This window comes from Psychrobacter sp. ANT206, from assembly GCF_056880555.1.
The window spans coordinates 2,645,988-2,670,881 of record NZ_CP096271.1 but is presented as its reverse complement, the minus strand read 5'-3'; the positions used below and the strand labels follow the sequence as shown (position 1 = coordinate 2,670,881).

The window sequence follows — 24,894 nt, the reverse complement described above, 5'->3', positions numbered from 1 at the left end:
TTTAATTATTGGTTATTAACTAGGATTCAAAATATTATCAATTCAAAATAATTTAAAGACATCAATACTGACACAGGCTGCAACTGGCTGGCAAGTGTAAAGATGTTTAAGGCTGTATCTATATTATTGAGCAATCAAGCTAGAGGTAAATATATAAAGTTAGTCGCTATGCTTGTCAATCCACGCCGCAACTGTTGGCCAAACCTCTTTGGCAGCATGGCGGCTATTTAAAATGCGGCTATGCGTATAGTCGTCTAAATTGCCATTGCTGAGCGAGTACTCACAAAAGATATTCGCATGATTGTTAAAATCATTAAACAGTGCGCGACAACCCAAAGTGGGGGAGATAAACTGGTCACCTTTGGCGCTAATAGCATATATGGGTATGGTAATCTTTGGCATATGCTGTCGGTAATCAAAAGGCCCAGGATCAGCAAGTATATATGGCGTCCTGTTCTTATTCACATTGCTTTTATTCATATCGCCTTGCTTGATAAAACTACTGTGAAAGTTTTGCTGTAAGTTCCAGTCGTACCACTGCTTCATTGTATGGTAGCTTTCATTGACAGGACCCAGTTTGAGTTTTTGCGCAGGAATATAGCCCGATAAGCGATTGAGATATTTGGCGATAAATATTTTGACACGGTTAATAGGGTGCAAGGCGGCGCCATAGGCTTGGCAGGCAAATAGGCTGATACTGTTTATTTTACCGATATAGTTTGGGTTTTGAATGAGAAACATGGTTAAGCCGATACCGCCGCCGCTATGAGTGACGCAGTGCAGATTATCGAGGTCTAATTGATGATATAAATAATCAAACGTCGCAGCAAAATCATAAGTGGCAATGGTTTCAAAGTTAAATTTATCTTTTGATGCTGAGCTTGCACCATGACCGCGCCATTCCATGATATAACAGTGATGTCCGAGTATTGCTAAGTATTCAGCGATTCTTAAGCAGGTTTTTTTGTCTGAAAATGTACCATGAGTTAAAAAGATATTTTGGGCTCTATAAGTAGAGTTGTTAGATAAATATTGCTGTTTTTCACTAGAAAATATATGCCAAATAGCAATTTGTACATTATCTTTTGTGCTCACAAATTTTAGATTTTCAGTCAACATACAGGGCTCTCTTAAGACTTAAGTTTTCTGAGCAAATTTCTTTAGCTGCTCTCATTGCTTGTAACAGCTTTTAACTACACTGAATGCATCATAGACTTGATAAGTCAGCTTACTGTCTTTATATACAATGAAGATACGGTCAGCTCACTATAAGTGAGGATCATTACAGATAGCCACTGCTAATTCACACCGCTGCAGTCGGAATAGTCGACTAAGTGCGCTATAATGAGCCGTATAAATAGATAGCTGTCATGGTCAAAGCAACAAGCGATAAGCATGATAGTCACTGACACATATTCCCTTGCATTGACGACACAAGAAGCGGGTACACAGCACGCTGGTGTCATAACACAGATAGGACGCATTATGAGTGAACATAACCCAACGGATACTCAAGTAGAACCTGCTACCGATTACGAGTCAGCGCTTGATACTGAGCAAACCGAAGCTAAAAGCAATATTACCATCACGGAAGCGGCGCAAGGTTACTTAGCGGATTTGTTATCGAAGCAAGACACCGATGGTATTGGCGTACGTATTTTTGTTGAACATCCGGGTACACCACGTGCTGAGTGCTGTATGGCTTATAACCAGCCAGGCGAAGAGGATAGTGCTGACCTGAAATTCAGCTACGATAATTTCTCTGCTTTTATTGAAGCGGCATCAGTACCTTATTTAGAAGATGCGGTGATTGACTATAATAAAGACCGTTTTGGTGGTCAGTTGACCTTCCGTGCACCAAACTCCAAAGTGCCAAAAGTGGGCGCTGATGCCAGTGTGGAAGAGCGTATCAACTATGTGTTGCAGTCTGAGATCAATCCAAGCCTAGCGGCGCATGGTGGTGATGTGCAATTGCTTGAATTGATTGATGAAGAAGGCGTTGGCTTGACTGCCGTATTGAAATTTGGTGGTGGTTGCCAAGGCTGTTCAGCAGTTGATATGACTTTGCGTCAAGGTGTTGAAGTGCAACTAAAACAGCAAATACCAGAGCTTACTCAAGTGATTGATGAGACCGATCATACTCGTACTGAAAACGCGTATTATAAATAAGAATGCTTTGATTAATAAAACCTAATCGGTGATTATAAGTACGAATAGGATGCTTGTTTTTTATTGCTTATGAATTTTTGTCATTAAGCGATGGATAATTTGCTATTCTTTTCATAAAGAAGTTGAGTTATGATTAACTCAGCTTTTTTTATGCCTATCGTTTAGCGATAGCTATTTTAATCAACAAGTATTTTTTGATAGCGAATAAATATATAGGAGCACAACATGAGTGACGGACAACCAGCTAAGCAAAATAATCAACGCCTTGAAACCTTGGCGATTCATGCCGGATATACTGTAGAACCGACTACCAAAGCAGTCGCCGTACCCATTTATCATACCAGCTCATATGCCTTTGATAATACTCAGCATGGTGCAGACTTGTTTGATTTAAAAGTTGCTGGCAACATTTATACCCGTATCATGAACCCGACCAATGCGGTACTAGAAGAGCGCGTTGCTGCGCTTGAGGGCGGTATCGGCGCGCTTGCTGTGGCTTCTGGTATGGCTGCCATCACTTATGCGATTCAAACCATTTGTGAAGCAGGCGACAATATCGTTGCGGTATCGACACTATATGGTGGTACTTATAATTTATTCGCTCATGCATTACCACGCCAAGGTATCGAGGTGCGCTTTTTTGACCATAAAAATCCTGCCGCGATACGTGATTTAATCGATGATAAGACTAAAATGGTCTTTGCGGAAAGTATTGGTAATCCACTCGGCAATATTATTGATATCCAAGCACTCAGTGATATCGCGCATGAATATGGCGTGCCAGTGGTGATTGATAGCACCGTTGCGACACCTGCATTATGTCGTCCATTTGAGTTTGGTGCGGATATTGTCATTCATTCATTGACCAAATATATGAGCGGTACCGGAACCTCGATTGGTGGCGCTATTGTCGATAGTGGTACTTTCCCTTGGGGCGATTATCCTGAACGTTTTCCGTTATTAAATACCCCAGATGCTAGCTATCATGGCGTAAACTTCGTCAAAGACGTTGGCGCTGCGGCATTTATCGCCCGTGCTCGTGTGGCACCGCTGCGAAATACTGGCGCAGCGTTAAGCCCGCTCAATGCCTTTAGTATTTTGCAAGGTTTACAGACGCTAGGTTTACGTATGGAGCGTCATGTTCAAAACGCACAAGCGGTTGCAGAGTATCTACGTGATCATGATAAAGTTGCTTGGGTAAAATATGCTGGTCTGCCTGACCATCCTGAGCATGAACTTGCCAAAAAATACATGAAAGGGACGCCATCTGCTATTTTGACTTTTGGGGTGAAAGGTGGTCTTGAAGCAGGCGCGCGCTTTATCGATGCACTGCAACTGATTACACGCTTGGTGAATATCGGTGATGCTAAATCACTAGCTTGTCATCCAGCAACGACCACCCATCGCCAGCTCAATGAGCAAGAGCTCGAAAAGGCAGGCGTCAGCATTGATATGGTTCGTTTATCAATTGGTATTGAGCATATCGAAGATATCAAAGCCGATTTAGAGCAAGCATTGGCTGCGGCTTAATTAAATAATAGTTTATAAAGCAGAAAGTCCATATCAAATCGATATGGGCTTCTTTTATTCTCTAAACTATATTTTCTAAGCTATCTAAACACTGCTAAGTATTAGGCTTCATTTTTTAAGCAGTCAGTACACGTTTGGCAATATTCTGATAATCTTCTGACGCTAAACGTGGACCGAGCTGTTGAATCACTTGCGCGGCAACTGCGCTGGCAAGACGACCACATTCTGGCAAACTATATTGCTGTGACAAAGCATATAGAAATGCGCCCGCATAGTTATCACCGGCACCATTGGTATCGATGACACTATCGACTGCTGGCGTAGGGATATCATGAATTTCAATGTCGGACTCATCATTTGGCTGATGTGCAATCACCGCACCATTAGCACCGTCAGTGACTACTACAATTTGACAGTATTCAAGTAGCGCACGCGCCGCTGACTTGTATTCTTTTTCATCTGTAAATAAACGTGCCTCTTCACTATTGCAGAATATCACCGCAACTTTATTGCCGAGCATATTTAGCAAACCTTCTTTAGCGAATTTCACAACGGCTGGATCAGCAAAGCTAACGGCAATCTTGGCACCGTTTACAGTCGCTTGCTGACGCAATTGATCCATCGCTGGCTGAATACCTGCAGACATAGCAAGGTAGCCTTCCAAATACAACCACTCAGCTTGAGTTAACGCGTCAAAGTCAACGTTATCAGCGGTTATATCGCTTGAAGTACCTAGGAACGTCTGCATAGTACGCTCGCCATCTTCAGTTACTGCAACCACACATGAGCCGGTTACACCGCCTATATGAATGGACTGAGGTGAGGTGACAACACCTGCTTCATGTAAGTCTTTTAAATAAAATTCACCTTGCTTATCGTCGCCCACGCGGCAGGCATAAAAAGGTTTACCGCCCAAACTTGAAAACGCATACATGGCATTGGCAGCTGAACCGCCACCCGCTTGTTTTGATGGTTCTATTTCTGCCAGCTTAAAATATGCCAATAATTGCTGTTGTTCTTCAATACCTGCCAGCGTCATATTACCTTTAGTCAGGTCAGTTTCTTCTAGTGCAGCATCTGATAACAGATATTCGTGGTCAACCAAGGCATTACCTATCGCCATCACATCGTACATTGCTTATCTCTCCTCAAAGAATTTATAACTGCGTCTATTCGGTTGGAATGTCTAAAAATTATTGTGCTTGTAGCTCAAGTAAGCGCTGATAGAGCGCATTCTTTTTAACACCGGTAATATCAGCACCTAAAGCGGCAGCTTTTTTAACTGACAAATCCTCTAGTAGCCGTTGCAGTAATTTATCATGAATACTGATGTCATCATCGTCTTGCGCAACATTGGCTCCAGCGACCACCACCACTATTTCGCCGCGCTGCTGATTGTCATCCGCTTTAACAAATTCAATCAATTCGCCAAGCGTACTTTTATTTACGGTCTCAAAGGTTTTGGTCAATTCACGGCAAAACGTTACTTCGCGCTCAGCACCAAATACAGTCGCCATATCTTCTAAACTGGCAATAATACGGTGCGGCGCTTCGTAAAATATTAAGGTTTCAGTGCGAGAGTGCAATGCTGCCAGCTGCTTTTGACGACCATGTGTTTTTGCTGGTAGAAAACCAATAAAGCTAAAGCGGTCTGAGGGCAATCCTGCAACAGACAGTGCGGCAATAGCAGCAGAGGCGCCAATAATAGGGGATACACGAACGCCAGCAGCATGTGCTGCTTGTACCAATTGATAACCTGGGTCACTAATAAGTGGCGTGCCAGCATCACTAATCAACGCAACAGAATGACCTTGCTCAATCATTTCAATAATTTTGGGTGTTTGAATGGCGCTATTGTGCTCATGATAAGCCCAAAGCTTATTATGACCTTTTTGTTTAGCCGTGCTATCAGAGTCGTTCTCGCCATCATTCTTATTATTGTGTACTGTTACCTCTTCAGTATCATCATCCTTACTGCCTTTGGTGTTAATGCCAAAGTGTGACAACAGCTTACCTGAGGTGCGCGTATCTTCACAGGCAATGATAGCGACTTGCTTTAAGACGTCAATGGCATGCGGTGTCATGTCGCTCAGATTGCCAATCGGCGTGGCAACGATATATAGACAAGCTGGCATCGCGGTAGGGCTAGACATGAAAACCTCGGGTCATTAAGATAATAAATAAAGGGATATGGCGCACTGACTGATAAAACCGGCTAACAACATTCAACATTAAAGGCAAAACTGCCTTATCAAATAAAGTTTAAGCACAGCCTAAAAAACCACACCAGTATCTGCACGCGAAAGTGGTTAGTTTAGCATGATGTGCTATGATAATTCTGAAATGTTGAGCAGACTGATAGACGTCATGGCAAATGATAAACCTTTAATGCTAACCTCTCCAAAACAGCGCCAAGGTAGTTATTTTGAGCAGCAAGCGTGTGAGTTTTTGCAAGAGCGAGGGTTGATTTTGGTTGCGCAAAACTGGCAGCAGCCTAAAGTTGGCGAGCTTGATTTAGTGATGTTAGAAAAAGGACAAGCATGGTCTACACTGGTATTTGTGGAAGTACGGCAAAGACAGCAATCACATTTTGGTGATGCGGCACTCAGCGTCACAGCAGCCAAGCAACGTAAAATTATCAAAGCAGCGCGTCATTTTTTACAGCAAAACCCTCAATATCATAAATATGAATGCCGGTTTGATGTGATTGCTTATAATACAATGAATAAAAAAAATAAAAATGAAGCCAATATCATGTTAGACAATCAACCAAATCAACGGTTAAAAATTAATCAGCCTGAATGGCTGCAAGGCGCATTTATCGCGTCAGCTTGGTAATAAAACTTGTTCATGATTTATTTAAGCGTGGCTAATTTTATAATGTCAAAGCAAATTAAATGAAGTTGTCGTTACCAAAAGCCTAACTGTAAGCAGTAAAAATTCAGTAGAGTAGCGGCACTAAAATAATTTTATTAAATCAGGTTTTTGTCATATTTGTTAAAATTACAACCATTGACTGTTGCTATTATTTATTATGAATACTCATGTACTAAAGAGGTAAATCATGACACAGATGAATCTGCGCACTGCTATTTTTGGCTCACCGCGCCGTAACGCGATAGGCATTATATTAATATCGAGCATTGTCACGACTGGCTGTACCACCAATTATTTGACCAATAGTACAGAAGGTACTTATGGCGTGCCCATGACTGAGCGCACTATTCCGCAGCGTCTTCTTGATCGTAGTATTGAGCATACCGTCAAGATTAACGTTTATGGTTTGCAGGAAAATTTGCAGCAAACCAGTCGCATGAGTATTGATAGCTTTAATAGTATTGTATTACTGACCGGTGAAGTGCCGACTGAAACAATTAAGGCAGAAGTCAGTAAAGTCGTAGGCTCTATGCCAGATGTTCGTCAAGTCTACAATGAGTTGACAGTTGGTGCTTCAAAAGGCTATAGCCAAACTGTCCATGACGGTTATATCACTTCAAAGCTGATGGCAAAAACAGCCGCTGCTGATGGGGTGAAAGCGTCACAAATTAGAGCAGTGACCAATAATGGCGTGGTTTATATCATGGGTCGTATGACACCGACGCAGCAAAGCCACCTGATTGATATTGCCAATAGCACGGTTGGTGTTACAGAATTGGTACTACTGACTACTGTCGTCGATGATCGAGGCGTAAAGCTGGGTAACGATGACATCATGTATGAGGCCAATGCTGCAAATTCAGCCCATCCAACTAGAGTTGCAGTCGTGAATAACAGAGCAATATCTAATACTAGTGGTTCTGCCGCAGCAGATGCGACTATCAGTGCCACACCTATTATAGTGACCGAAGATGGCTCACCAGTTACCGAGCCTTCATCCAGCCCTTACATTGACCTGTATCAAAACCCATAGATCGAAGTGAATTAGATAAGTGATTAATCTTGATAAGATATTGTTATCTAATGCTAGTTTTATCTTAAAGTAGCCCAAATATCACTCACAAGAACACTAAATACCCATAACAGTAGAAGCACGATAAATTCCCTGTTATTCCGTAAAATATGTACAGTCAAAAAATATTAATCGCAAATATAGTTAATGCAGTGTAGGTAAGATTATAAATCTACAACTGACTGACATATAACAGGAATACTGCTATGAAGGCTTTAAATAATGATGTACAGCGACCTAAGGTAGGTATGTCCAAACTCGTACGTGTAGGGGTTACTACTGCGTTGGCAGTGGGCAGTATTGCGCTGGCGACGCAGCAAGCACAAGCGTTATCAGCGCTTGCTATCGTTAACGGTATTACTTCAAATGGCGGCATTGGGGTTAGTAAAGACATTCTGTATGGTGACGAGCCATTACAAGATTTGGATATTTACTATCCAAAACCTTTAGCGCAGGCTATGAAAACGAATACCACCATCAAACAAGATTATCCGATGGTGGTATTCGTCCATGGCGGCTCTTGGGAGAGTGGTAGTAAGGAAGAATATGCTTTTGTCGGGCAGAGTTTGGCGCAAGCAGGTTATGTGACTGCAGTGATTAATTATCGTAAAGCCCCTGAGCATGTCTATCCTGATTATGTCGAAGATACGGCGCAAGCGATTGCGTGGAGCTATAAAAATGCCAAGCGTTTCCATGCCAATCCAGAGCGTTTTGCAGTCGTTGGTCATTCTGCCGGAGCGTTTAACGCTGTTGCTGCGGTCGCCAATGAGGATTTTTTAAAGCCTTATGGTATTAAGCCAAAAGATATCACTGCAGTGATTGGTATTGCAGGTCCTTATAGTTATGACTTTCGTAAATTTAGTAGCGTCACTGCTTTTGCTGCCGACGCGACACCTGATGAGGTAATGCCAGATCGTCAGATCAAAGGGCAGCAGCCGCCGTATTTATTATTGACTGCTGAAAAAGACAAAGTTGTCTATGCAACCAATACCATCAAAATGACACAGGCGTTAAAAGCGGCAGGTGTTACCGTGCAGACAAGTGAAATTGCCGGTGCCAGTCATGCCACCAGTATTGGCGCGATGGCACCACCTCTACGCTGGGTCAATGATGTACGCGCACAAGTATTAAGTTATTTGGATAAAACACTTAAATAAGGGTTGCAATTAATAAGTCCGACATGGGTATTGATTCTATTTTAGGCTAATAATGGTTAAGCATCGTTGTGTAAGACAGTGCTGTAAGATGGTCAAACTCTTGTTATAATGTCGTCACTTTACCTCTATACCCTATCTAAAACCTTAAGGCAGAATATTCTATGAGCATGAACGCTGACGATTTGATTGCATTTTTACAAACGCATTTTCCAGATGCCTTTATTCAAGCTGCTAATCAAGGAACTAAATTTGATGTGCGTGTGGTTGATGCCAGTTTTGAGGGTAAACGCGCCGTTCAACGTCAGCAAGCCGTTTATGCTTTGGTCAATGATAAAATCGCCAGTGGTGATATTCATGCGCTCAATATTCAAGCGTTAACGCCTGCTGAATGGGATGTTCAATCGCAAGGCTAGAGTAGGTTAAAGCTTTTTATTTACGACTGGATTGTTTATTACGAGCAAGTATTTTTGTCATTGATAATTGATTCGGTTTCTCATTGTTTTTATACTTATCGTTAGGTTGTCACCTTTATGGATCAATTTTTAATCACTGGTAGTAGTCGTATCGCAGGGGAAGTCACCATTTCAGGCGCTAAAAATGCCGCGTTGCCGTTGCTTGCGGCTATGATATTGGCTGAGACGCCGACGACATTGCACAATGTGCCATCGCTACAAGATGTGCGCACTTTGATTGAGTTGATCGGTGGCATGGGTATCAAAATCCAAAAGCAGGGTGATACCGTCACTTGCGATACCAAGAGTATCGATAATTTTTATGCGCCTTATGATTTGGTTAAAACCATGCGCGCTTCAATCTTAGTATTGGGTCCATTATTGGCACGTTTTGGTGAGGCAGAAGTATCCTTGCCGGGTGGTTGTGCGATTGGTTCGCGCCCCGTTGATCAGCATCTTAAAGCCTTTGAAGCAATGGGTGCTAGTATTACAGTGGAAAACGGCTATGTAATTGCGCAAGCACCAAAGGGCGGTAAGCTGTTAGGTTGTAAGTTCTCATTTGACATGGTGACGGTAGGCGGTACTGAAAACGTCATCATGGCAGCAGCACTTGCTAAAGGCACGACTGTTTTGGGCAACTGTGCGCTTGAGCCAGAAGTGGTTGATTTGGCTAATATGCTGGTCGCAATGGGTGCTAAAATCAGTGGTATTGGTACAGCAACCATGACGATTGAAGGCGTTGAGCGCTTGCATGGTTGTGAGTACTCGGTCGTGCCAGATCGTATCGAAACAGGCTCTTACCTTGCAGGTGCTTTGATGACACGCGGTGATGTATTGACTAAGAATACTTCTGCGCTACTATTAACACCTGTGCTAGAAAAGTTTGAAGACATGGGTGCAATTATCACTACGGGTGATGATTGGATTCGCGCACAAATGAAAGGTCGACCAAAAGCGGTCGATATTCGTACCCAGCCGCATCCAGGTTTTCCAACGGATATGCAGGCACAGGTGATGGCGATTGCTTGTTTGGCTGATGGCACCAGTACCTTTATCGAAAATATCTTTGAGAACCGTTATATGCACGTCCCTGAGCTTAATCGTTTGGGTGCCTCTATCCAAGTAGACGGTCATACGGCTGTGGTAAAAGGGGTTGAATGCTTTACAGCCGCGCCTGTGATGGCGACTGATTTGCGTGCTTCGATGTCATTGGTAATGGCAGCCGCAACAGCAGAAGGCGAGAGCTTAATTGACCGCATTTACCATATCGACCGTGGCTATGAGCACGTTGAAGACAAATTGCGTGCGCTTGGTGTCAATATCGAGCGTATTAACAGCAACGATTAATATGGCTTGCTAAAAGTTATAACGCTAGTATTAACACTGGCGTTATAATCAAAATAAATTTTAAGCCTAGTGTAATATTAAAAATGCCCTTTGACGGCGACAACTTTCAGCACCATCAGCACACGGACCAGCGTCACTATGACTGAAGTAACCAACAGCTTACCAACCAGTGGTTTATTAAACGAAGTAAATGATGAGTTTTCAGGCTTAACACTGGCATTATCCAAGGGTCGTATCTTAGAAGAGACGATGCCACTTTTGCGTGCCGCTGGCGTTGAATTATTGGAAGATCCTGAAGCCTCACGCAAGCTTATTTTTCCAACCTCAAATCCCAATGTCCGAGTATTAATTTTACGCGCAAGCGATGTGCCAACGTATGTTGAACACGGTGCAGCGGACTTTGGTGTGGCAGGTAAAGATGTGTTGCTTGAGCATGGCGCCAATCATGTTTATGAATTATTAGATCTGAAGATTGCTCAGTGTAAGCTCATGACCGCTGGCGTAAAAGATGCCCCATTACCAAACCGTCGCCTACGTATTGCCACCAAATACGTGAATGTTGCTCGTGCTTATTTTGCAAGTCAAGGACAGCAAGTTGATGTGATCAAGCTGTACGGCTCGATGGAACTTGCGCCCTTGGTTGGTTTAGGTGATTTGATAGTCGACGTGGTTGATACGGGCAATACCTTACGTGCCAATGGCCTCGAAGCGCGCGATCATATCTGTGATGTCTCCTCCCGTCTTATCGTCAACCAAGTCAGTTATAAGCGCAAGTTTTCATTGCTTGAGCCGATATTAGATAGTTTTAAAAACAGTATCAGCAGTACTTCATAAATCAGTACATGATAAAAGCTTATCGTAGATTGATAATATCAAGCATGGTTATACAAAATTCCAAACCAGTTTAGCGCTCTAAGGAGAACATAGCGTGCTAAACTGGTTTTATTGTATTTGCATGTCAGCTAATAAAAGCACCGTATAGTCTGAATGTGATTACTATAAATAAGCTGGCATCTAAGCCCTCATATTATCCTTTTTACCGCCGTATTCATGCTCAAATATAGGACAAAGCCATGCGCCAATTAAGTACGCAAGACGCCGATTTTGACAGTCAGTTGATAGAACTGCTTGCTTTTGAAACCGTTAATGATGCCGATTTACTCAAAACGGTAGATGACATTATTAGTAAAGTGCGTCATGGCGGGGATAGTGTGGTGCTAGAATTGACGCAGCAGTTTGATCAACATCCAGCAACGACGATGAAGGCTTTAGAATTATCCAAAGAGGCACTTGCTGAAGCATTTGCCAATCTTGATGATGTCGTGAAAAGCGCTCTGACCACAGCAGCGACGCGCGTGCAGAGCTTTCATGAGCGCCAAGTACAAGAGTCATGGCAGTATGAAGATGAATTCGGCAATCGTTTAGGTCAAAAGGTCACGCCGCTTGATCGTGTCGGTATTTATGTGCCGGGCGGTCTGGCATCTTATCCTTCTTCAGTATTAATGAACGCTATCCCTGCCAAAGTTGCTGGTGTCAAAGAAGTCATTATGGTTGTGCCAGCGCCAAAAGGTGTTCTTAATCCCTTGGTATTAGCGGCGGCGCATTTGGCACAAGTTGATCGCGTTTTTACTATTGGTGGTGCACAAGCGGTAGCGGCATTGGCATATGGTACTGAAACGATTCCGGCAGTAGATAAAATCACTGGACCAGGCAATAAATATGTTGCAGCCGCCAAACGCGCGGTATTTGGTCAAGTCGGTATCGATATGATTGCCGGACCTTCTGAGGTACTGGTTTATGCAGAAGGCACGGCGAAAGACCGTGCTGATTGGTTAGCGATGGATTTATTATCACAGGCAGAGCATGACCGTATTGCCCAAGCGATTTTTGTGACCACAAGTGAAAAACAGCTTAAAGAAGTCGCCATTGAGATTGAAAAAGCCTTGGCTGAATTACCCAAGGCAGATATTGCTCGTGATTCGCTAAAAAATCGTGGCGCGCTTATCTTGGTTAAAGACCGTGCAGAAGGCATGGCAGTGATCAATCGCGTTGCGCCTGAGCATTTGGAGCTGTCTGTTGATAATCCAGACGCGTTGCTTGGTAGTATTCGTCATGCAGGTGCTATCTTTATGGGACGTCATACGCCAGAGGCAATCGGTGACTACTGTGCAGGACCGAATCATGTGCTACCGACATCGGGTACAGCACGCTTTTCGTCACCGCTTGGCGTCTATGATTTCCAAAAGAAATCATCCATTATTTATTGTAGTGAAGCGGGCAGTAAGCCTTTGGCTGAGACGGCAGATATTTTAGCGCAGCATGAGGACTTAGAAGCCCATGCGCGTTCAGCCCGTTATCGTTACCAGTCCTAATTTTCTCAAAAACAATGATTGGAATAACAGGTCTTCGGATAACAACTTTTAGAATAACAGTTTTAGAAATAACCATTTCTGTGATTAATAGTAGGATAACTTATGAGTGAATCAAAGATAGATAACAGACTTTGGTCATCTAAAGCGCGTAATTTATCGCCGTATGTTCCTGGCGAGCAGCCCCAGCATGACGACTTGTGCAAGTTGAACACCAATGAAAATCCATTTCCACCTTCACCAAAAGTAGGTGAGGCGATTATTGAAGTCTTAGCGCAGCAAGCGGATGATTTGCGCTTGTATCCTGCACCTGAGTCTGAGGAATTGCGCGGCGCATTGGCCACGCTTTATGATCTTGATATCAATCAAGTGTTCGTTGGTAATGGCTCAGATGAAGTATTGGCACTGGTATTTGCCAGCTTCTTCTTAAAAGAGCGCCCAATTTTGGCGCCTGATATTAGCTATAGCTTTTATCCCGTTTATGCCAATACCTTTGGTATAGAGCTTGTGCAAATCCCATTAGAAGCAGATTTTAGTATCAGTCCTGATGCCTATCGTCGACCTTGCAGTGGTATCATTATTGCCAATCCAAATGCGCCAACTGGTTTATTATTGTCGCTTGCTGATATCCGTAAGCTTGCAGGCGAGCACTCAAACTCAGTGATTGTGATTGATGAGGCGTATATTGATTTTGCTCAGCTAGAAGAGAGTAGTCCAGACGTAGAAGTATCAGCAGTTAGCCTTATTGATGAATTTGATAACTTGCTAGTTACCCAGACCTTTTCAAAATCGCGTTCGCTTGCTGGACTGCGTGTCGGTATGGCATTTGGTAATGCCTCGTTGATTGAAGCATTAACGCGTATGAAAAACAGCTTTAATAGCTATCCACTTGATAAGTTGGCACAAGCTGGTGCAACAGCTAGCGTCTTAGATGTTGAATACTTTGAGAAAACCCGCCAGCAGGTCATTGATTTGCGTACATCGTTGACGGTTGAGTTGACGGCCTTAGGTTATGACGTACTGCCATCACATGCCAACTTTGTCTTTGCGCGTCCTCATGATGGTGCTGCCAGTCAAATAGCAGAAGTATTACGCGAGCAAGGTATCATTGTTCGTCATTTTGATAAGCCGCGTATTAATGAGTATTTGCGCATTACGATTGGCACCGCTGCCCAGAACGAGCGTTTAATTGATGCGTTAAAATCGCTACAAGCTGTAGCGGATGTCGAGGCAAATTAATACCTAGCTCAACTATAGTACTAAAACAATATTTCATAAGTAATAAAAAGAGCCTGCTAACATGATGTTAGCAGGCTCTTTTGCGCCGCTTTAAGCTGTTTTTCAATATAAAGCTCAATGGTTAGCTGTATTAACAAGGACAGATAATAGGTTGCCGACTTTATCTAGGCACTCCTGATATTCAGCATCGCAGTCAGAGGCAACGGTAATACCTCCGCCTGCCCATAAACTGACTTGTTTAGTGTTGTCTGTTGTGCTGGTTATTTGTAGTGTGCGAATCAGTACATTCCACTGACCGCTACCATCAAAGTTCATATAGCCCATAGTGCCACAATAAGCACTACGTGGTGCCCCTTCCAATTCTGCAATAATCTCCACCGCCCGTTTCTTTGGCGTGCCAGTAATTGATCCTGCAGGCAAACTGCCAAATAAGACGCTTAACGGATGAGTATCTGTCTTGAGCTCGGCGGTAATGGTGCTGACCATATGATGTACATTACTAAAGCTCTCAATCGCAAATAGCTGTGGCACTTTTACGCTACCGATTTTGGCGTATTTACCCAAGTCATTGCGTAACAAATCCACAATCATAACGTTTTCTGCACGGTCTTTTTCGCTGTTGATTAACTGCTGCTTGTAGTCATTATCTTGTTCGATTGTTAAGCCGCGCGGCATGGTTCCTTTGATTGGCTTGGTACGTATATGATGCTTGCCAGTCTCAATATCTTTGCTAAAGGTAAAAAATAATTCAGGCGAACAGCTTAATAATTCAAACTGATGGTTTGATGTATTTACTTTACCTTCATGATTATAGCTATCAATGGCTATATATCCTGCAAAAGGCGCTTGGGTATTAGCGTGCAAAGCAGGTAAATAGTCAATGAGGCTTGTGACTGAATTATCTTCATAAGCGCTTAAATAGCCACTCCATGCTTGGGTTAAATTAATCTGATAACAATCGCCTTGTTGCAAATAATTTTGCGTTTGATGGAACGCCTGCTGATAGTGTCGTTTGCTCCATTGAGCTTCTAGTAATAAAGGCGGCGTTTTACAGGAGTATTTTTCAGTGACATTCTCATTCGATAGTTGATTATCCAAACTATCTAAATAAGATGTCAGCACTCTGATTAGTGCATTTGTATCCTGCTGGACTGAGCTGCTGTCAGAGTTATTATTGTTATCATTTTTTACCTTTAGCTGCCAACTGCTTTGACTGTCTGAATCAGCGGTTAGGTAAATATCATAATGCCCCAATAACGCGCACGGCTGTGCTGCCATCTCAATATTGGCAGTTGGACTTAATTCATGAGCGCCAATGTCATAACTGATAAAACCTATCAAGCCATGCTGATAATTCGGCGACTGATTATCCTGACTTATTAAGAGTGAGCTAGCACTGTTATTTTCATGAGCCTGACTATAAGCAATTAATTCCTCTTGCCAGTCGCTATAACTCATATAGCTTGTAATAGCACTATCACTGGAATTACTATAAAGGTGAACATGCCCACGCCGTGTTTTCTCGACTTTATAAAGGCTTGCCTGTTTAGTAGCATGCAGCGTGTCATTAGTCACAGGATAAACGCACCAGCTCGTCTTTGGTAATAAGCCAATCACAGGTCGCCCATCATTATTGAGCCAAACCAATTGCCAGTTTGCTTTGCTATTTTGTTCTAACAAATGTCGTTGCAGGTGCGGCATTAATTCGGCAGCAGATAAGTCACCAAAACGCCAGCTAGTTTTGCTAGCTGGCGGTAGGGCAGAATCTGTCTGCACAGTGGTATGAGTATCTATTACAACCATAGTTTAAGCGTCAAACTTTTTGATGATTAGTGTTGCATTGGTACCGCCAAAGCCGAAGCTATTGCTCATAAGAGTTTCAAGCTCAACATCGCGTTTTTCAGTGACGATATCAAAGCCTTCGGCAGCCGGATCTAATTCTGTAATATTGATACTTGGTGCAATAAAGCTGTCTTGTAACATCAGTAAGCAATAAATCAGCTCTTGTGCACCAACAGCACCTAAGCTATGACCTGTCATAGACTTAGTCGAGCTAATGGCAGGCACTTTACTGATATCGTTATCAAATACTTTGGCAATAGCTTTAAGCTCAGTGATGTCACCAAGTGGCGTACTAGTACCATGGCTATTGATATAATCCACGCTTTCTAAACCCGCTTCAGCAAGTGCTAGCTTCATGCAGCGTACTGCGCCTTCACCGCTTGGCGCAACCATTTCTGCGCCATCAGAGCTGGCACCATAACCAACAATTTCAGCCAAGATATTGGCACCACGTGCTTGGGCATGCTCAAGACTTTCAACGACTACCATCGCGCCACCTGCCGCGATAACAAAACCGTCACGGTCTTTATCATAAGCTCTTGAGGCAAGCTCTGGAGTACCGTTGTATTGAGTGCTGACTGCACCCATGGCATCAAACATACAAGACTGAGTCCAATGTTCTGCTTCACTACCACCAGCGAGTATCACATCTGCTTTACCCAATTGAATAAGCTCGGCAGCATGACCGATACAATGCGTTGACGTGGCACAAGCCGAGGTTAATGAGTATGAGATACCTTGGATTTTTAGACCAGTAGCGAGCGCCGCCGATACTGAGCTGCCCATTGTTTTTGGTACAGCCATCGCACCAACGCCGCGTAACCCTTTTTCTCGCATGGCGTCTATTGCATTGGCGATATTTTCTGTTGACGCGCCGCCTGAGCTGGCGACTACGCCCACACGCGGATTGTTATTGATGGTTTCTAAAGAGAGTCCAGCGTGCTTAATGGCACTTAACGCACTGACATAAGCATATAGGCTTGCGTCACTAAAAAACCGTTTTAGTTTGCGGTCAATAGCTGAGGTATCAAGCTGTGAGTGATCAATACTGCCGCTGACGTGTGATTTGAACTCGTGCTCAGCATAAGATTCGTTGAATGTGATGCCAGAGCGTCCTTGTTTAAGAGCCTCTGTGACAGTAGCCAAATCATGTCCGATACAAGATACAATCCCTGCTCCAGTGATAACAACGCGGCGCATACAATATTCCTTATTAGTAACGATTTTTTTGATAATTACTTTTAATCATCGTTTTAAAATATCTACTTCTACCATATCACTTCATCTCTATCTGTTTTTGATAACAAAGGTGTTGTTATACCAAGGCATTTAAGTGCTAACAGCGGACGCTAACGTTATCATGGATTCATAGAGAGTTGAGAGAAATAGAATGCAGGTAAATAATGGTACAAGTGTACTTTGAATTATGGCATATGATACCGTATCGAGGTGGCAAAATGTTTGAGTAAATGCAAAATAATAATAAAATAGGGCTTATCAGCAACAATGGTTATTCTATAGTTTTATGCAGTTTGTTATTAAGAAGCAAACAATAAGGGCGATGCATGCCATGGTACAAGCTTCTTTAATATGAGCTGATGTAATAGATATACTATGATGGTTAAGTTGTTATCGATAAATGACACTTTTAGATACAAAAGGGCTGATAGCGATAACATTGTTCGCACTGACACTCACAGTAGGGGTTCGCTAGAATGGCAAACAGCGTATTATTATAAAAAGGGTGTTAGAGCAGCATTTTAACAATAGTAATTTAACACTTAGTACTTTAACCATATTACTTTATAACAAACATCATATTAAGGATATCAAGATGGGAAAGCGTAGCACTTTATCGAAAGGTATTAGTACGGTTGGCTCTTTTACGCGTGGCAATCTAGAGCGTATGGGTGCCATGATTGATAGCGCGAATGCAAAAACTGGCAAACCGCGTCAATTTAAAGCGGTGAACTTAGGCGATGAAGATTACCAACAAGATTTGTTCCGTGAGCAAACGTTAAAAGCCACTCAGCAGTTATTGGGCACACGCTTTGCTGCTTATGGTAAATATGCCAAAAAAGTGGTACCGAACAGCTTTTTTGAATCGACCGTTGATGGCGCTTTTGCTCAAATTGCTAAGCTTGCCGACAACTGGAGTCAAATTGATTTACCGAATCAGCATCGCTTTGCCAATATTGTGAGCTTAGACGACGAGCAGCGTTACGCGTTAGCGACCGATATCGCCAATCAAAACCGTGCATTAGCGACGCTTGGCGGTGTTACAGGTTTGGCAGGTTTGCCGGGCTTGCTTGCGGATACGTTATGGTTATTGTTGGTTTCTCTACGCACGGTTTATCAATTGGGCGCTGTTTATAATAAGCCGTTAACTGGTAAGCAAGGCGTCAAAATGGCCTATGAGTTACTTGCCAATGCAGATCTCAGCAAAATGCAAGAGAAGCAAGCATTGCTAGCAGGTATTGGTATTGGTAAAGGTTTACTGGATAGCGCCCAAAGCAGCGGTTTACACAATGAGCTCAAAAACTTAGGCTTGCAGAATAAAAAAGTTAATTTTTACGCAGAGCAAGTGGACAGTATTGCTAGTCAGGTCGGTGTTGATTTGGATCAAATTAACTTAACATGGATACGCCGATTCCTACCAGCCACTGCCGTTATCGTTGGTATGCGCTATAACAGTCAGCTGATTGATGAGGTCATTGGCGTTGCTCAAGCAACTTTTGCGCCAGAAGCTAAGCTTGCCAATCGCGCTATTACTGATGACAGTAGCAGCGAAGTAAAGGTTAGTAAGGCAACGGGCAGCACTGAGCAGAAAGAAGACAAAGCTCAAGATGCCGCACCACTAGAGAAGGAATCTAAAGAAAAAGAATCAAAAGATGCAGCATCAAAAAACATAAAGTCAGACGCTAATGCTGCAAAAGAGGATGAAAAAGATACTCAGAAAAAAGCTGACGATAAAGAAAACGATGTTGATACTACAGCTGACGAAAAGAAAGTCGACAGCACTAAGAATGATAAGCAGAATAGTGCAGTTAAATCTTCTGACAGCAAAACAAAAAAAGCCGCTGCTAAGTCGAGTAAATAATAAGCTATTAAGGTTTATTTATTATTTCGTTTTAGAATACTGAAGCTCTACGTAATTGCTATTTATCTTTAATGTTGGCGATATCGGCTTACTTCTATTGAAAATTAAACCGATATCGCCATATAGCTCAGGTAAACGACTGTTTTTTATCTCTAAATATCTTATCTAAATGATGTAAGCATCTACTTTTGATACCGTATTTAGTTAGCTGTTTTTTCGGTTATGCCGTTAAAAACAGATAAAGTGGTATAGTAGTAGACCGAATACATATCTATCCGCTGCTGTAAAGTCCAACTGCTCATAAGTGGTTGAAATAGCAGCAACAAGTCTTTATAATACACTGTCCTAAAAATGGGTGTGCCAAAATCTGTCGTTAAAGTCAGATCGATGGTGCGTTTCCCTATTTTTTTGTTTTTTACCAAACGGGAGAAGGATGCCTCATGGCAACAACTAACCAATTGATTCGTAAAGGTCGCAAAACCATCAAGGAAAAGTCAAAAGTTCCTGCGTTGGAAGCGTGCCCACAACGCCGTGGTGTATGTACTCGCGTATATACTACTACCCCTAAAAAACCTAACTCAGCCATGCGTAAAGTATGTCGTGTACGCTTGACTTCAGGTTATGAAGTATCAAGCTACATTGGCGGCGAAGGTCATAACCTACAAGAGCACAGTGTTGTTCTTATCCGTGGTGGTCGTGTAAAAGATCTACCAGGTGTACGTTATCACACTGTTCGCGGTGCACTAGATTGCGCAGGCGTTAAAGACCGTAAGCAAGGTCGTTCTAAATATGGTGCTAAGAAACCTAAAGTTTAATAACTAACCGTTATTAAATGAGTTTCTTTGTATCAAACATTAACTGTGCATGGGTCTGATGTGAGTAATTTTTGACCAAATGAGTCATTAACCTTTATCACACACCGCCATGCAGTAAGGCTGACTGACAACTCGATATAACGCCATCCAATATTAATTGGTGCGAGATTGTGAATGTCAGACACTCCTGAAGAAAAGGATATTTATTATGCCAAGACGTCGCGTCGTTGCTACCCGTGAGATCCTACCGGATCCTAAGTTTGGTAGCCAAACTGTTGCAAAATTCATCAACCATGTCATGAGTCATGGTAAAAAATCTACTGCTGAGCGTATCGTTTACGGTGCACTTGAGACAGTAAGCCAAAAGCGTAACATCGAAGATCCAGTTTCTTTCTTTGAAGAAGTATTGGAAAATGTTCGCCCAATGGTCGAAGTAAAAGCTCGCCGTGTTGGTGGTGCAACCTACCAAGTGCCAATGGAAGTACGCCCCTCCCGTCGTACCGCCTTGGCTATGCGTTGGTTAGCTGAAGCTGCTGCAAAGCGTTCTGAAAAATCAATGGCTTTGCGTTTAGCTGGCGAATTGAATGATGCTGCTGATGGCAAAGGTAATGCTATGAAGAAGCGTGACGAAGTTCACCGCATGGCAGATGCTAACAAAGCATTCTCTCATTACCGTTTCTAAGCTACTCTTAATTAAGCTGTTCTTTTAAATATAGCTTTTTAAAAGTAGTTTTGGATGACTGGTGTATGCCAGTCATCTAGATATAATTTATTTATTCTATTGATTGTCGCCATTGTTAATAAATGATTTGCTTGTAATTATTGAAAGATAATAACAGACACACTCATTTTAGATGGCGGACATCTGTCAAGATGCTGTTCTGAAAAGGGATGCTATTCTGTAAAGAAAGTCTCCTGAGTTTGATGCCGCACTATTCTTAGTAGTTACTCTTTTTTGCCCGTATTAGGTTCAATGATTAGTAATATTGCAGGGCTGAATGGCTTTGTCATAGAGTAGAGGTAGAGACACAACACATTAATATATACACGAATTTCCCTAGGAAAACACTATGGCTCGTAAAACTCCCCTAAAGCGCTATCGCAATATTGGTATCTCTGCGCACATTGATGCTGGTAAAACGACCACTACTGAACGTGTTTTGTTCTATACCGGTGTTAGCCACAAGATTGGTGAAGTACATGATGGCGCAGCCACTATGGACTGGATGGAGCAAGAACAAGAGCGTGGTATTACTATCACCTCAGCGGCGACAACTTGTTTTTGGTCAGGTATGGCAAAACAGTTTGACGAACACCGTATCAATATCATTGACACCCCAGGTCACGTTGACTTCACGATTGAAGTTGAACGTTCTATGCGTGTTCTTGATGGCGCTTGCATGGTTTACTGTGCAGTAGGCGGCGTTCAGCCACAGTCTGAAACCGTATGGCGTCAGGCAAACAAATATAAAGTTCCACGTCTTGCATTCATTAACAAAATGGATCGCGTTGGCGCTGATTTCTACCGCGTAGTAGAACAGATCAAAACTCGTCTAGGCGGCAAGCCAGTACCATTGGTTATCCCAATTGGTAAAGAAGACGACTTTGAAGGCGTTGTAGATCTAGTAACGATGAAAGCCATCTATTGGGACGAAGCGTCTCAAGGTATGGAATATGATGAGCGTGAAATCCCAGCAGAATTACAAGAAAAAGCGGAAGAATATCGTGAGTATCTAGTAGAAAGCGCTGCTGAAGCGACTGAAGAATTGATGAATGAGTATCTTGAGAACGGTGAATTAACTGTTGATCAAATTAACTCTGCTATTCGCCAGTTGACTATTGATAACGAAATCATTCCACTTCTTTGTGGTACTGCCTTTAAAAACAAAGGTGTACAGAAGATGTTAGACGCTGTTATTCAGTATCTTCCTGCACCAATGGATGTACCTGCTATTAAAGGTATCCTTGATGACAAAGATGAATCTGAAGGCACTCGTGAAGCGTCAGACGAAGCACCGTTCTCAGCTTTAGCATTCAAAATCATGAATGACAAGTTCGTTGGCAACTTAACCTTCGTTCGTGTTTATTCAGGTGTTCTAAAGCAAGGTAGCAGCGTTTATAACCCAGTTAAAATGAAACGTGAGCGTGTTGGCCGTATCGTACAGATGATGGCAAACTCTCAAGAAGAGTTGCAAGAAATCCGTACTGGTGATATCGCAGCCTTGGTTGGCATGAAAGATGTAACCACTGGTGATACGTTGTGTGATGAGCAAAATGTTATTACGCTTGAGCGTATGGAATTCCCAGATCCAGTTATCAGTCTAGCGGTTGAACCTAAAACCAAAGCTGACCAAGAAAAAATGTCAATCGCTTTAGGTCGTTTGGCGAAAGAAGATCCATCGTTCCGTGTACATACTGACGAAGAATCTGGTCAGACTATCATCAGTGGTATGGGTGAGCTGCATCTTGAGATTCTTGTTGACCGTATGAAGCGTGAGTTTGGTGTTGAAGCTAACATCGGCGCACCTCAGGTTGCTTATCGCGAAACGATTCGTAACACGGTTGAGCAAGAAGGTAAATTCGTACGTCAAACTGGTGGTCGTGGTAAATTTGGTCATGTTTGGTTACGTCTTGAGCCTATGGATCCAGCTGGCGACGTTCTTTATGAATTTAAAGAAGAAGTTGTTGGTGGTACGGTACCAAAAGAATTCCACGGTGCGGTTGATAAAGGTATTCAAGAGCGCATGAAAAATGGCGTACTTGCAGGTTACCCAATCGTTGGCGTGAAAGCGACCTTGTATGATGGTTCTTACCATGATGTTGACTCGGATGAGTTATCATTTAAAATGGCTGGTTCTATCGCATTCCGTAAAGGCTTCATGGCTGCAAACCCAACGCTACTTGAGCCAGTAATGAAAGTAGAAGTTGAAACACCTGAAGACTATATGGGCGATATCATGGGCGATCTTAACCGTCGTCGTGGTATGGTTCAAGGTATGGAAGACTTACCTGGCGGCACTAAGCAGATTCGTGCTGAAGTACCATTAGCGGAAATGTTTGGCTATGCCACACAAATGCGTTCAATGTCACAGGGCCGTGCAACTTACTCTATGGAATTCCAAAAGTACGCTGAAATTCCAAAATCAGTTGCAGAAGCTATCATCTCTAAATTCAACAATAAAGATGATGACGAATAAGCAAAAATCTATCGATAATGGCAATATAGGACATATCTTTATATTGTCAGTAGATAATCGAGCAATAATTGGTTAAAAGACTTGTTATTGCTCGTGATTTTCTTATAATATCTGCACATTAGTATGTGCACCCTTTTAACAGTTATCTTAATGTGGTCAGTATTCACTTAATTACTTTATATAAATTAAGCAGTTGACCCTAAAAAAAGAGGAAATACCCATGGCAAAGGCCAAGTTTGAACGTCTAAAACCACATGTTAACGTCGGTACCATCGGACACGTTGACCACGGTAAAACCACCCTTACCGCTGCTATCGCAACCGTAGCTGCAATCACTTCAGGTGGCGAAGCCAAAGACTACGCGTCTATTGACTCAGCACCAGAAGAAAAAGCACGTGGCATCACCATCAACACCTCACACGTAGAATATGACACCCCATCACGTCATTACGCTCACGTTGATTGCCCAGGTCACGCCGATTATGTTAAAAACATGATCACCGGTGCGGCTCAGATGGACGGCGCAATCCTAGTTGTATCAGCAACTGACGGCCCTATGCCACAAACCCGTGAGCACATCCTGCTTTCACGTCAGGTTGGCGTACCGTACATCGTCGTATTCATGAACAAATGCGACGTTGTTGATGACGAAGAATTGCTTGAACTCGTAGAAATGGAAGTTCGTGAATTATTAAGCGACTATGACTTCCCAGGTGATGACACCCCAATCATCCACGGTTCTGCGACTGAAGCCCTAAAAGGCTCACAAGAAAAATATGGTCAACCAGCCGTTGTAGAACTATTAAACGTTCTTGACACCTACATCCCAGAGCCAGAGCGTGACATCGACAAAGCATTCCTAATGCCAATCGAAGACGTATTCTCAATCTCAGGTCGTGGTACTGTTGTAACTGGCCGTGTTGAATCTGGTATCGTACGCGTTGGCGACGAAATCGAAATCGTCGGTATCCGTGACACGCAAAAAACCACCTGTACTGGTGTAGAGATGTTCCGTAAACTGCTTGACGAAGGTCGTGCAGGCGAAAACTGTGGCGTACTATTACGTGGTACTAAGCGTGAAGACGTACAACGTGGCCAAGTACTAGCTAAGCCAGGTTCAATCACTCCTCACACCAAGTTTGACGCTGAAGTATATGTATTGTCAAAAGAAGAGGGTGGTCGTCACACACCATTCCTAAACGGCTATCGTCCACAGTTCTACTTCCGTACCACTGACGTAACTGGCGCAATCCAATTACAAGACGGTACTGAAATGGTTATGCCTGGTGATAACGTTGAGATGGGCGTAGAGCTTATCCACCCAATCGCTATGGACAAAGGTCTTCGCTTTGCAATTCGTGAAGGCGGCCGTACTGTAGGCGCTGGTGTTGTTGCTAACGTATTGAACTAATACTTAATGCTGTCAGAGTAATCTGATCGTTGTTAATAATTAGTCAAAAGCCATCCTCGAAAGAGGGTGGCTTTTTTGTGGGTATGGTTTGCTAAATCACAGAAGTGCTAATCAATTTAGTATTTATAAAAATAAGGTCTGTATGTTTAAAAATTTAAAGCAATAAATCTATCTCAGATTTTGACTTCTATTTTTGATTTTAAACAGAATTTTCTGACTTTTATTAATTAAAGTAATGATTCATTGTATTAAGTAAATAAAATATCGTCTTAAAACTTGCATTCTTAGTAAAACCTTGTATAATTATCAGCCTTAAC

The 24,894-nt window shown here is 42.6% G+C and carries 20 protein-coding genes; 15 read left to right on the top strand and 5 right to left on the bottom strand.

The genetic code is table 11. The features are described from left to right. Nucleotides 1-159: 159 nt before the first annotated feature. The gene (locus M0221_RS11090) at nt 160-1,119 is read right to left on the bottom strand and encodes an alpha/beta fold hydrolase (protein ID WP_483283837.1); all 960 of its coding nucleotides are present in this window, start codon (nt 1,117-1,119) and stop codon (nt 160-162) included. A gap of 366 nt (nt 1,120-1,485) precedes the next feature. On the opposite strand from M0221_RS11090, the gene nfuA reads away from it, so the two are divergent. Together nfuA and M0221_RS11080 are read left to right on the top strand one after the other, a co-directional pair. Beyond that, nucleotides 1,486-2,169 carry a Fe-S biogenesis protein NfuA gene (nfuA, locus tag M0221_RS11085; protein WP_483284784.1) on the top strand — a complete coding sequence of 228 codons (684 nt, stop codon included), beginning with the start codon at nt 1,486-1,488 and terminating at the stop codon, nt 2,167-2,169. Nucleotides 2,170-2,394: 225 nt separating this feature from the next. After that, the gene (locus M0221_RS11080; protein ID WP_133104829.1) at nt 2,395-3,699 is read left to right on the top strand and encodes an O-acetylhomoserine aminocarboxypropyltransferase/cysteine synthase family protein; all 1,305 of its coding nucleotides are present in this window, start codon (nt 2,395-2,397) and stop codon (nt 3,697-3,699) included. Nucleotides 3,700-3,814: 115 nt separating this feature from the next. Here M0221_RS11080 and M0221_RS11075 read toward each other — a convergent pair whose 3' ends face one another. Continuing rightward, complete coding sequence (locus tag M0221_RS11075; protein WP_483283836.1) at nt 3,815-4,834, bottom strand: adenosine kinase; 1,020 nt, start codon at nt 4,832-4,834, stop codon at nt 3,815-3,817. A gap of 58 nt (nt 4,835-4,892) precedes the next feature. Beyond that, entirely contained in the window at nt 4,893-5,852 is a 960-nt protein-coding gene (rsmI, locus tag M0221_RS11070; RefSeq protein WP_483283835.1) for a 16S rRNA (cytidine(1402)-2'-O)-methyltransferase, read from the bottom strand. A gap of 166 nt (nt 5,853-6,018) precedes the next feature. On the opposite strand from rsmI, the gene M0221_RS11065 reads away from it, so the two are divergent. The 8 genes from M0221_RS11065 to hisC all read left to right on the top strand — a co-directional run bounded on the left by M0221_RS11065 (nt 6,019) and on the right by hisC (nt 14,212). Continuing rightward, on the top strand, nt 6,019-6,537 hold the full coding sequence (locus tag M0221_RS11065; protein WP_201531961.1) for a YraN family protein: 519 nt from the start codon (nt 6,019-6,021) through the stop codon (nt 6,535-6,537). A 226-nt stretch (nt 6,538-6,763) separates the two neighbouring features. After that, nucleotides 6,764-7,609, top strand: coding sequence for a BON domain-containing protein (locus M0221_RS11060; protein ID WP_483283834.1), 846 nt, complete (start codon nt 6,764-6,766; stop codon nt 7,607-7,609). 245 nt (nt 7,610-7,854) lie between these two features. After that, nucleotides 7,855-8,805 carry an alpha/beta hydrolase gene (locus M0221_RS11055; RefSeq protein ID WP_020444327.1) on the top strand — a complete coding sequence of 317 codons (951 nt, stop codon included), beginning with the start codon at nt 7,855-7,857 and terminating at the stop codon, nt 8,803-8,805. A gap of 161 nt (nt 8,806-8,966) precedes the next feature. Next, entirely contained in the window at nt 8,967-9,218 is a 252-nt protein-coding gene (locus tag M0221_RS11050; RefSeq protein WP_011514505.1) for a BolA family protein, read from the top strand. 117 nt (nt 9,219-9,335) lie between these two features. Continuing rightward, on the top strand, nt 9,336-10,604 hold the full coding sequence (gene murA / locus M0221_RS11045; protein ID WP_020444326.1) for a UDP-N-acetylglucosamine 1-carboxyvinyltransferase: 1,269 nt from the start codon (nt 9,336-9,338) through the stop codon (nt 10,602-10,604). A gap of 138 nt (nt 10,605-10,742) precedes the next feature. Then, the gene (gene hisG, locus M0221_RS11040) at nt 10,743-11,438 is read left to right on the top strand and encodes an ATP phosphoribosyltransferase (protein WP_201531960.1); all 696 of its coding nucleotides are present in this window, start codon (nt 10,743-10,745) and stop codon (nt 11,436-11,438) included. 239 nt (nt 11,439-11,677) lie between these two features. Continuing rightward, nucleotides 11,678-12,976 (top strand): histidinol dehydrogenase, encoded by a 1,299-nt coding sequence (gene hisD, locus M0221_RS11035; protein ID WP_483283833.1) that lies wholly within the window; start codon nt 11,678-11,680, stop codon nt 12,974-12,976. A 102-nt stretch (nt 12,977-13,078) separates the two neighbouring features. After that, complete coding sequence (gene hisC, locus M0221_RS11030; RefSeq protein ID WP_483283832.1) at nt 13,079-14,212, top strand: histidinol-phosphate transaminase; 1,134 nt, start codon at nt 13,079-13,081, stop codon at nt 14,210-14,212. A 114-nt stretch (nt 14,213-14,326) separates the two neighbouring features. Here the strand turns inward: hisC and M0221_RS11025 are convergent, their stop codons facing one another. Together M0221_RS11025 and M0221_RS11020 are read right to left on the bottom strand one after the other, a co-directional pair. Next, nucleotides 14,327-16,015: an anthranilate synthase component I family protein gene (locus M0221_RS11025; RefSeq protein WP_483283831.1), complete on the bottom strand. Its 1,689-nt coding sequence runs from the start codon at nt 16,013-16,015 to the stop codon at nt 14,327-14,329. A 3-nt stretch (nt 16,016-16,018) separates the two neighbouring features. Next, nucleotides 16,019-17,254, bottom strand: coding sequence for a beta-ketoacyl-ACP synthase II (locus M0221_RS11020; protein WP_263241430.1), 1,236 nt, complete (start codon nt 17,252-17,254; stop codon nt 16,019-16,021). A 634-nt stretch (nt 17,255-17,888) separates the two neighbouring features. Between M0221_RS11020 and M0221_RS11015 the strand changes: the two genes are divergently transcribed. The 5 genes from M0221_RS11015 (at nt 17,889) to tuf (ending at nt 24,577) form a co-directional block, all read left to right on the top strand. Next, nucleotides 17,889-19,154: an EcsC family protein gene (locus M0221_RS11015; protein WP_263241431.1), complete on the top strand. Its 1,266-nt coding sequence runs from the start codon at nt 17,889-17,891 to the stop codon at nt 19,152-19,154. A 440-nt stretch (nt 19,155-19,594) separates the two neighbouring features. Continuing rightward, nucleotides 19,595-19,969, top strand: coding sequence for a 30S ribosomal protein S12 (gene rpsL, locus M0221_RS11010; protein WP_011281154.1), 375 nt, complete (start codon nt 19,595-19,597; stop codon nt 19,967-19,969). Between the two features lie 208 nt (nt 19,970-20,177). Next, a complete protein-coding gene (gene rpsG / locus M0221_RS11005) occupies nt 20,178-20,651 on the top strand; it encodes a 30S ribosomal protein S7 (protein ID WP_011514497.1) in 474 nt (157 codons plus the stop codon). 388 nt (nt 20,652-21,039) lie between these two features. Continuing rightward, complete coding sequence (gene fusA, locus M0221_RS11000; protein ID WP_011514496.1) at nt 21,040-23,166, top strand: elongation factor G; 2,127 nt, start codon at nt 21,040-21,042, stop codon at nt 23,164-23,166. 220 nt (nt 23,167-23,386) lie between these two features. Then, on the top strand, nt 23,387-24,577 hold the full coding sequence (tuf, locus tag M0221_RS10995; protein WP_011512793.1) for an elongation factor Tu: 1,191 nt from the start codon (nt 23,387-23,389) through the stop codon (nt 24,575-24,577). The last annotated feature ends 317 nt before the right edge of the window (nt 24,578-24,894 follow it).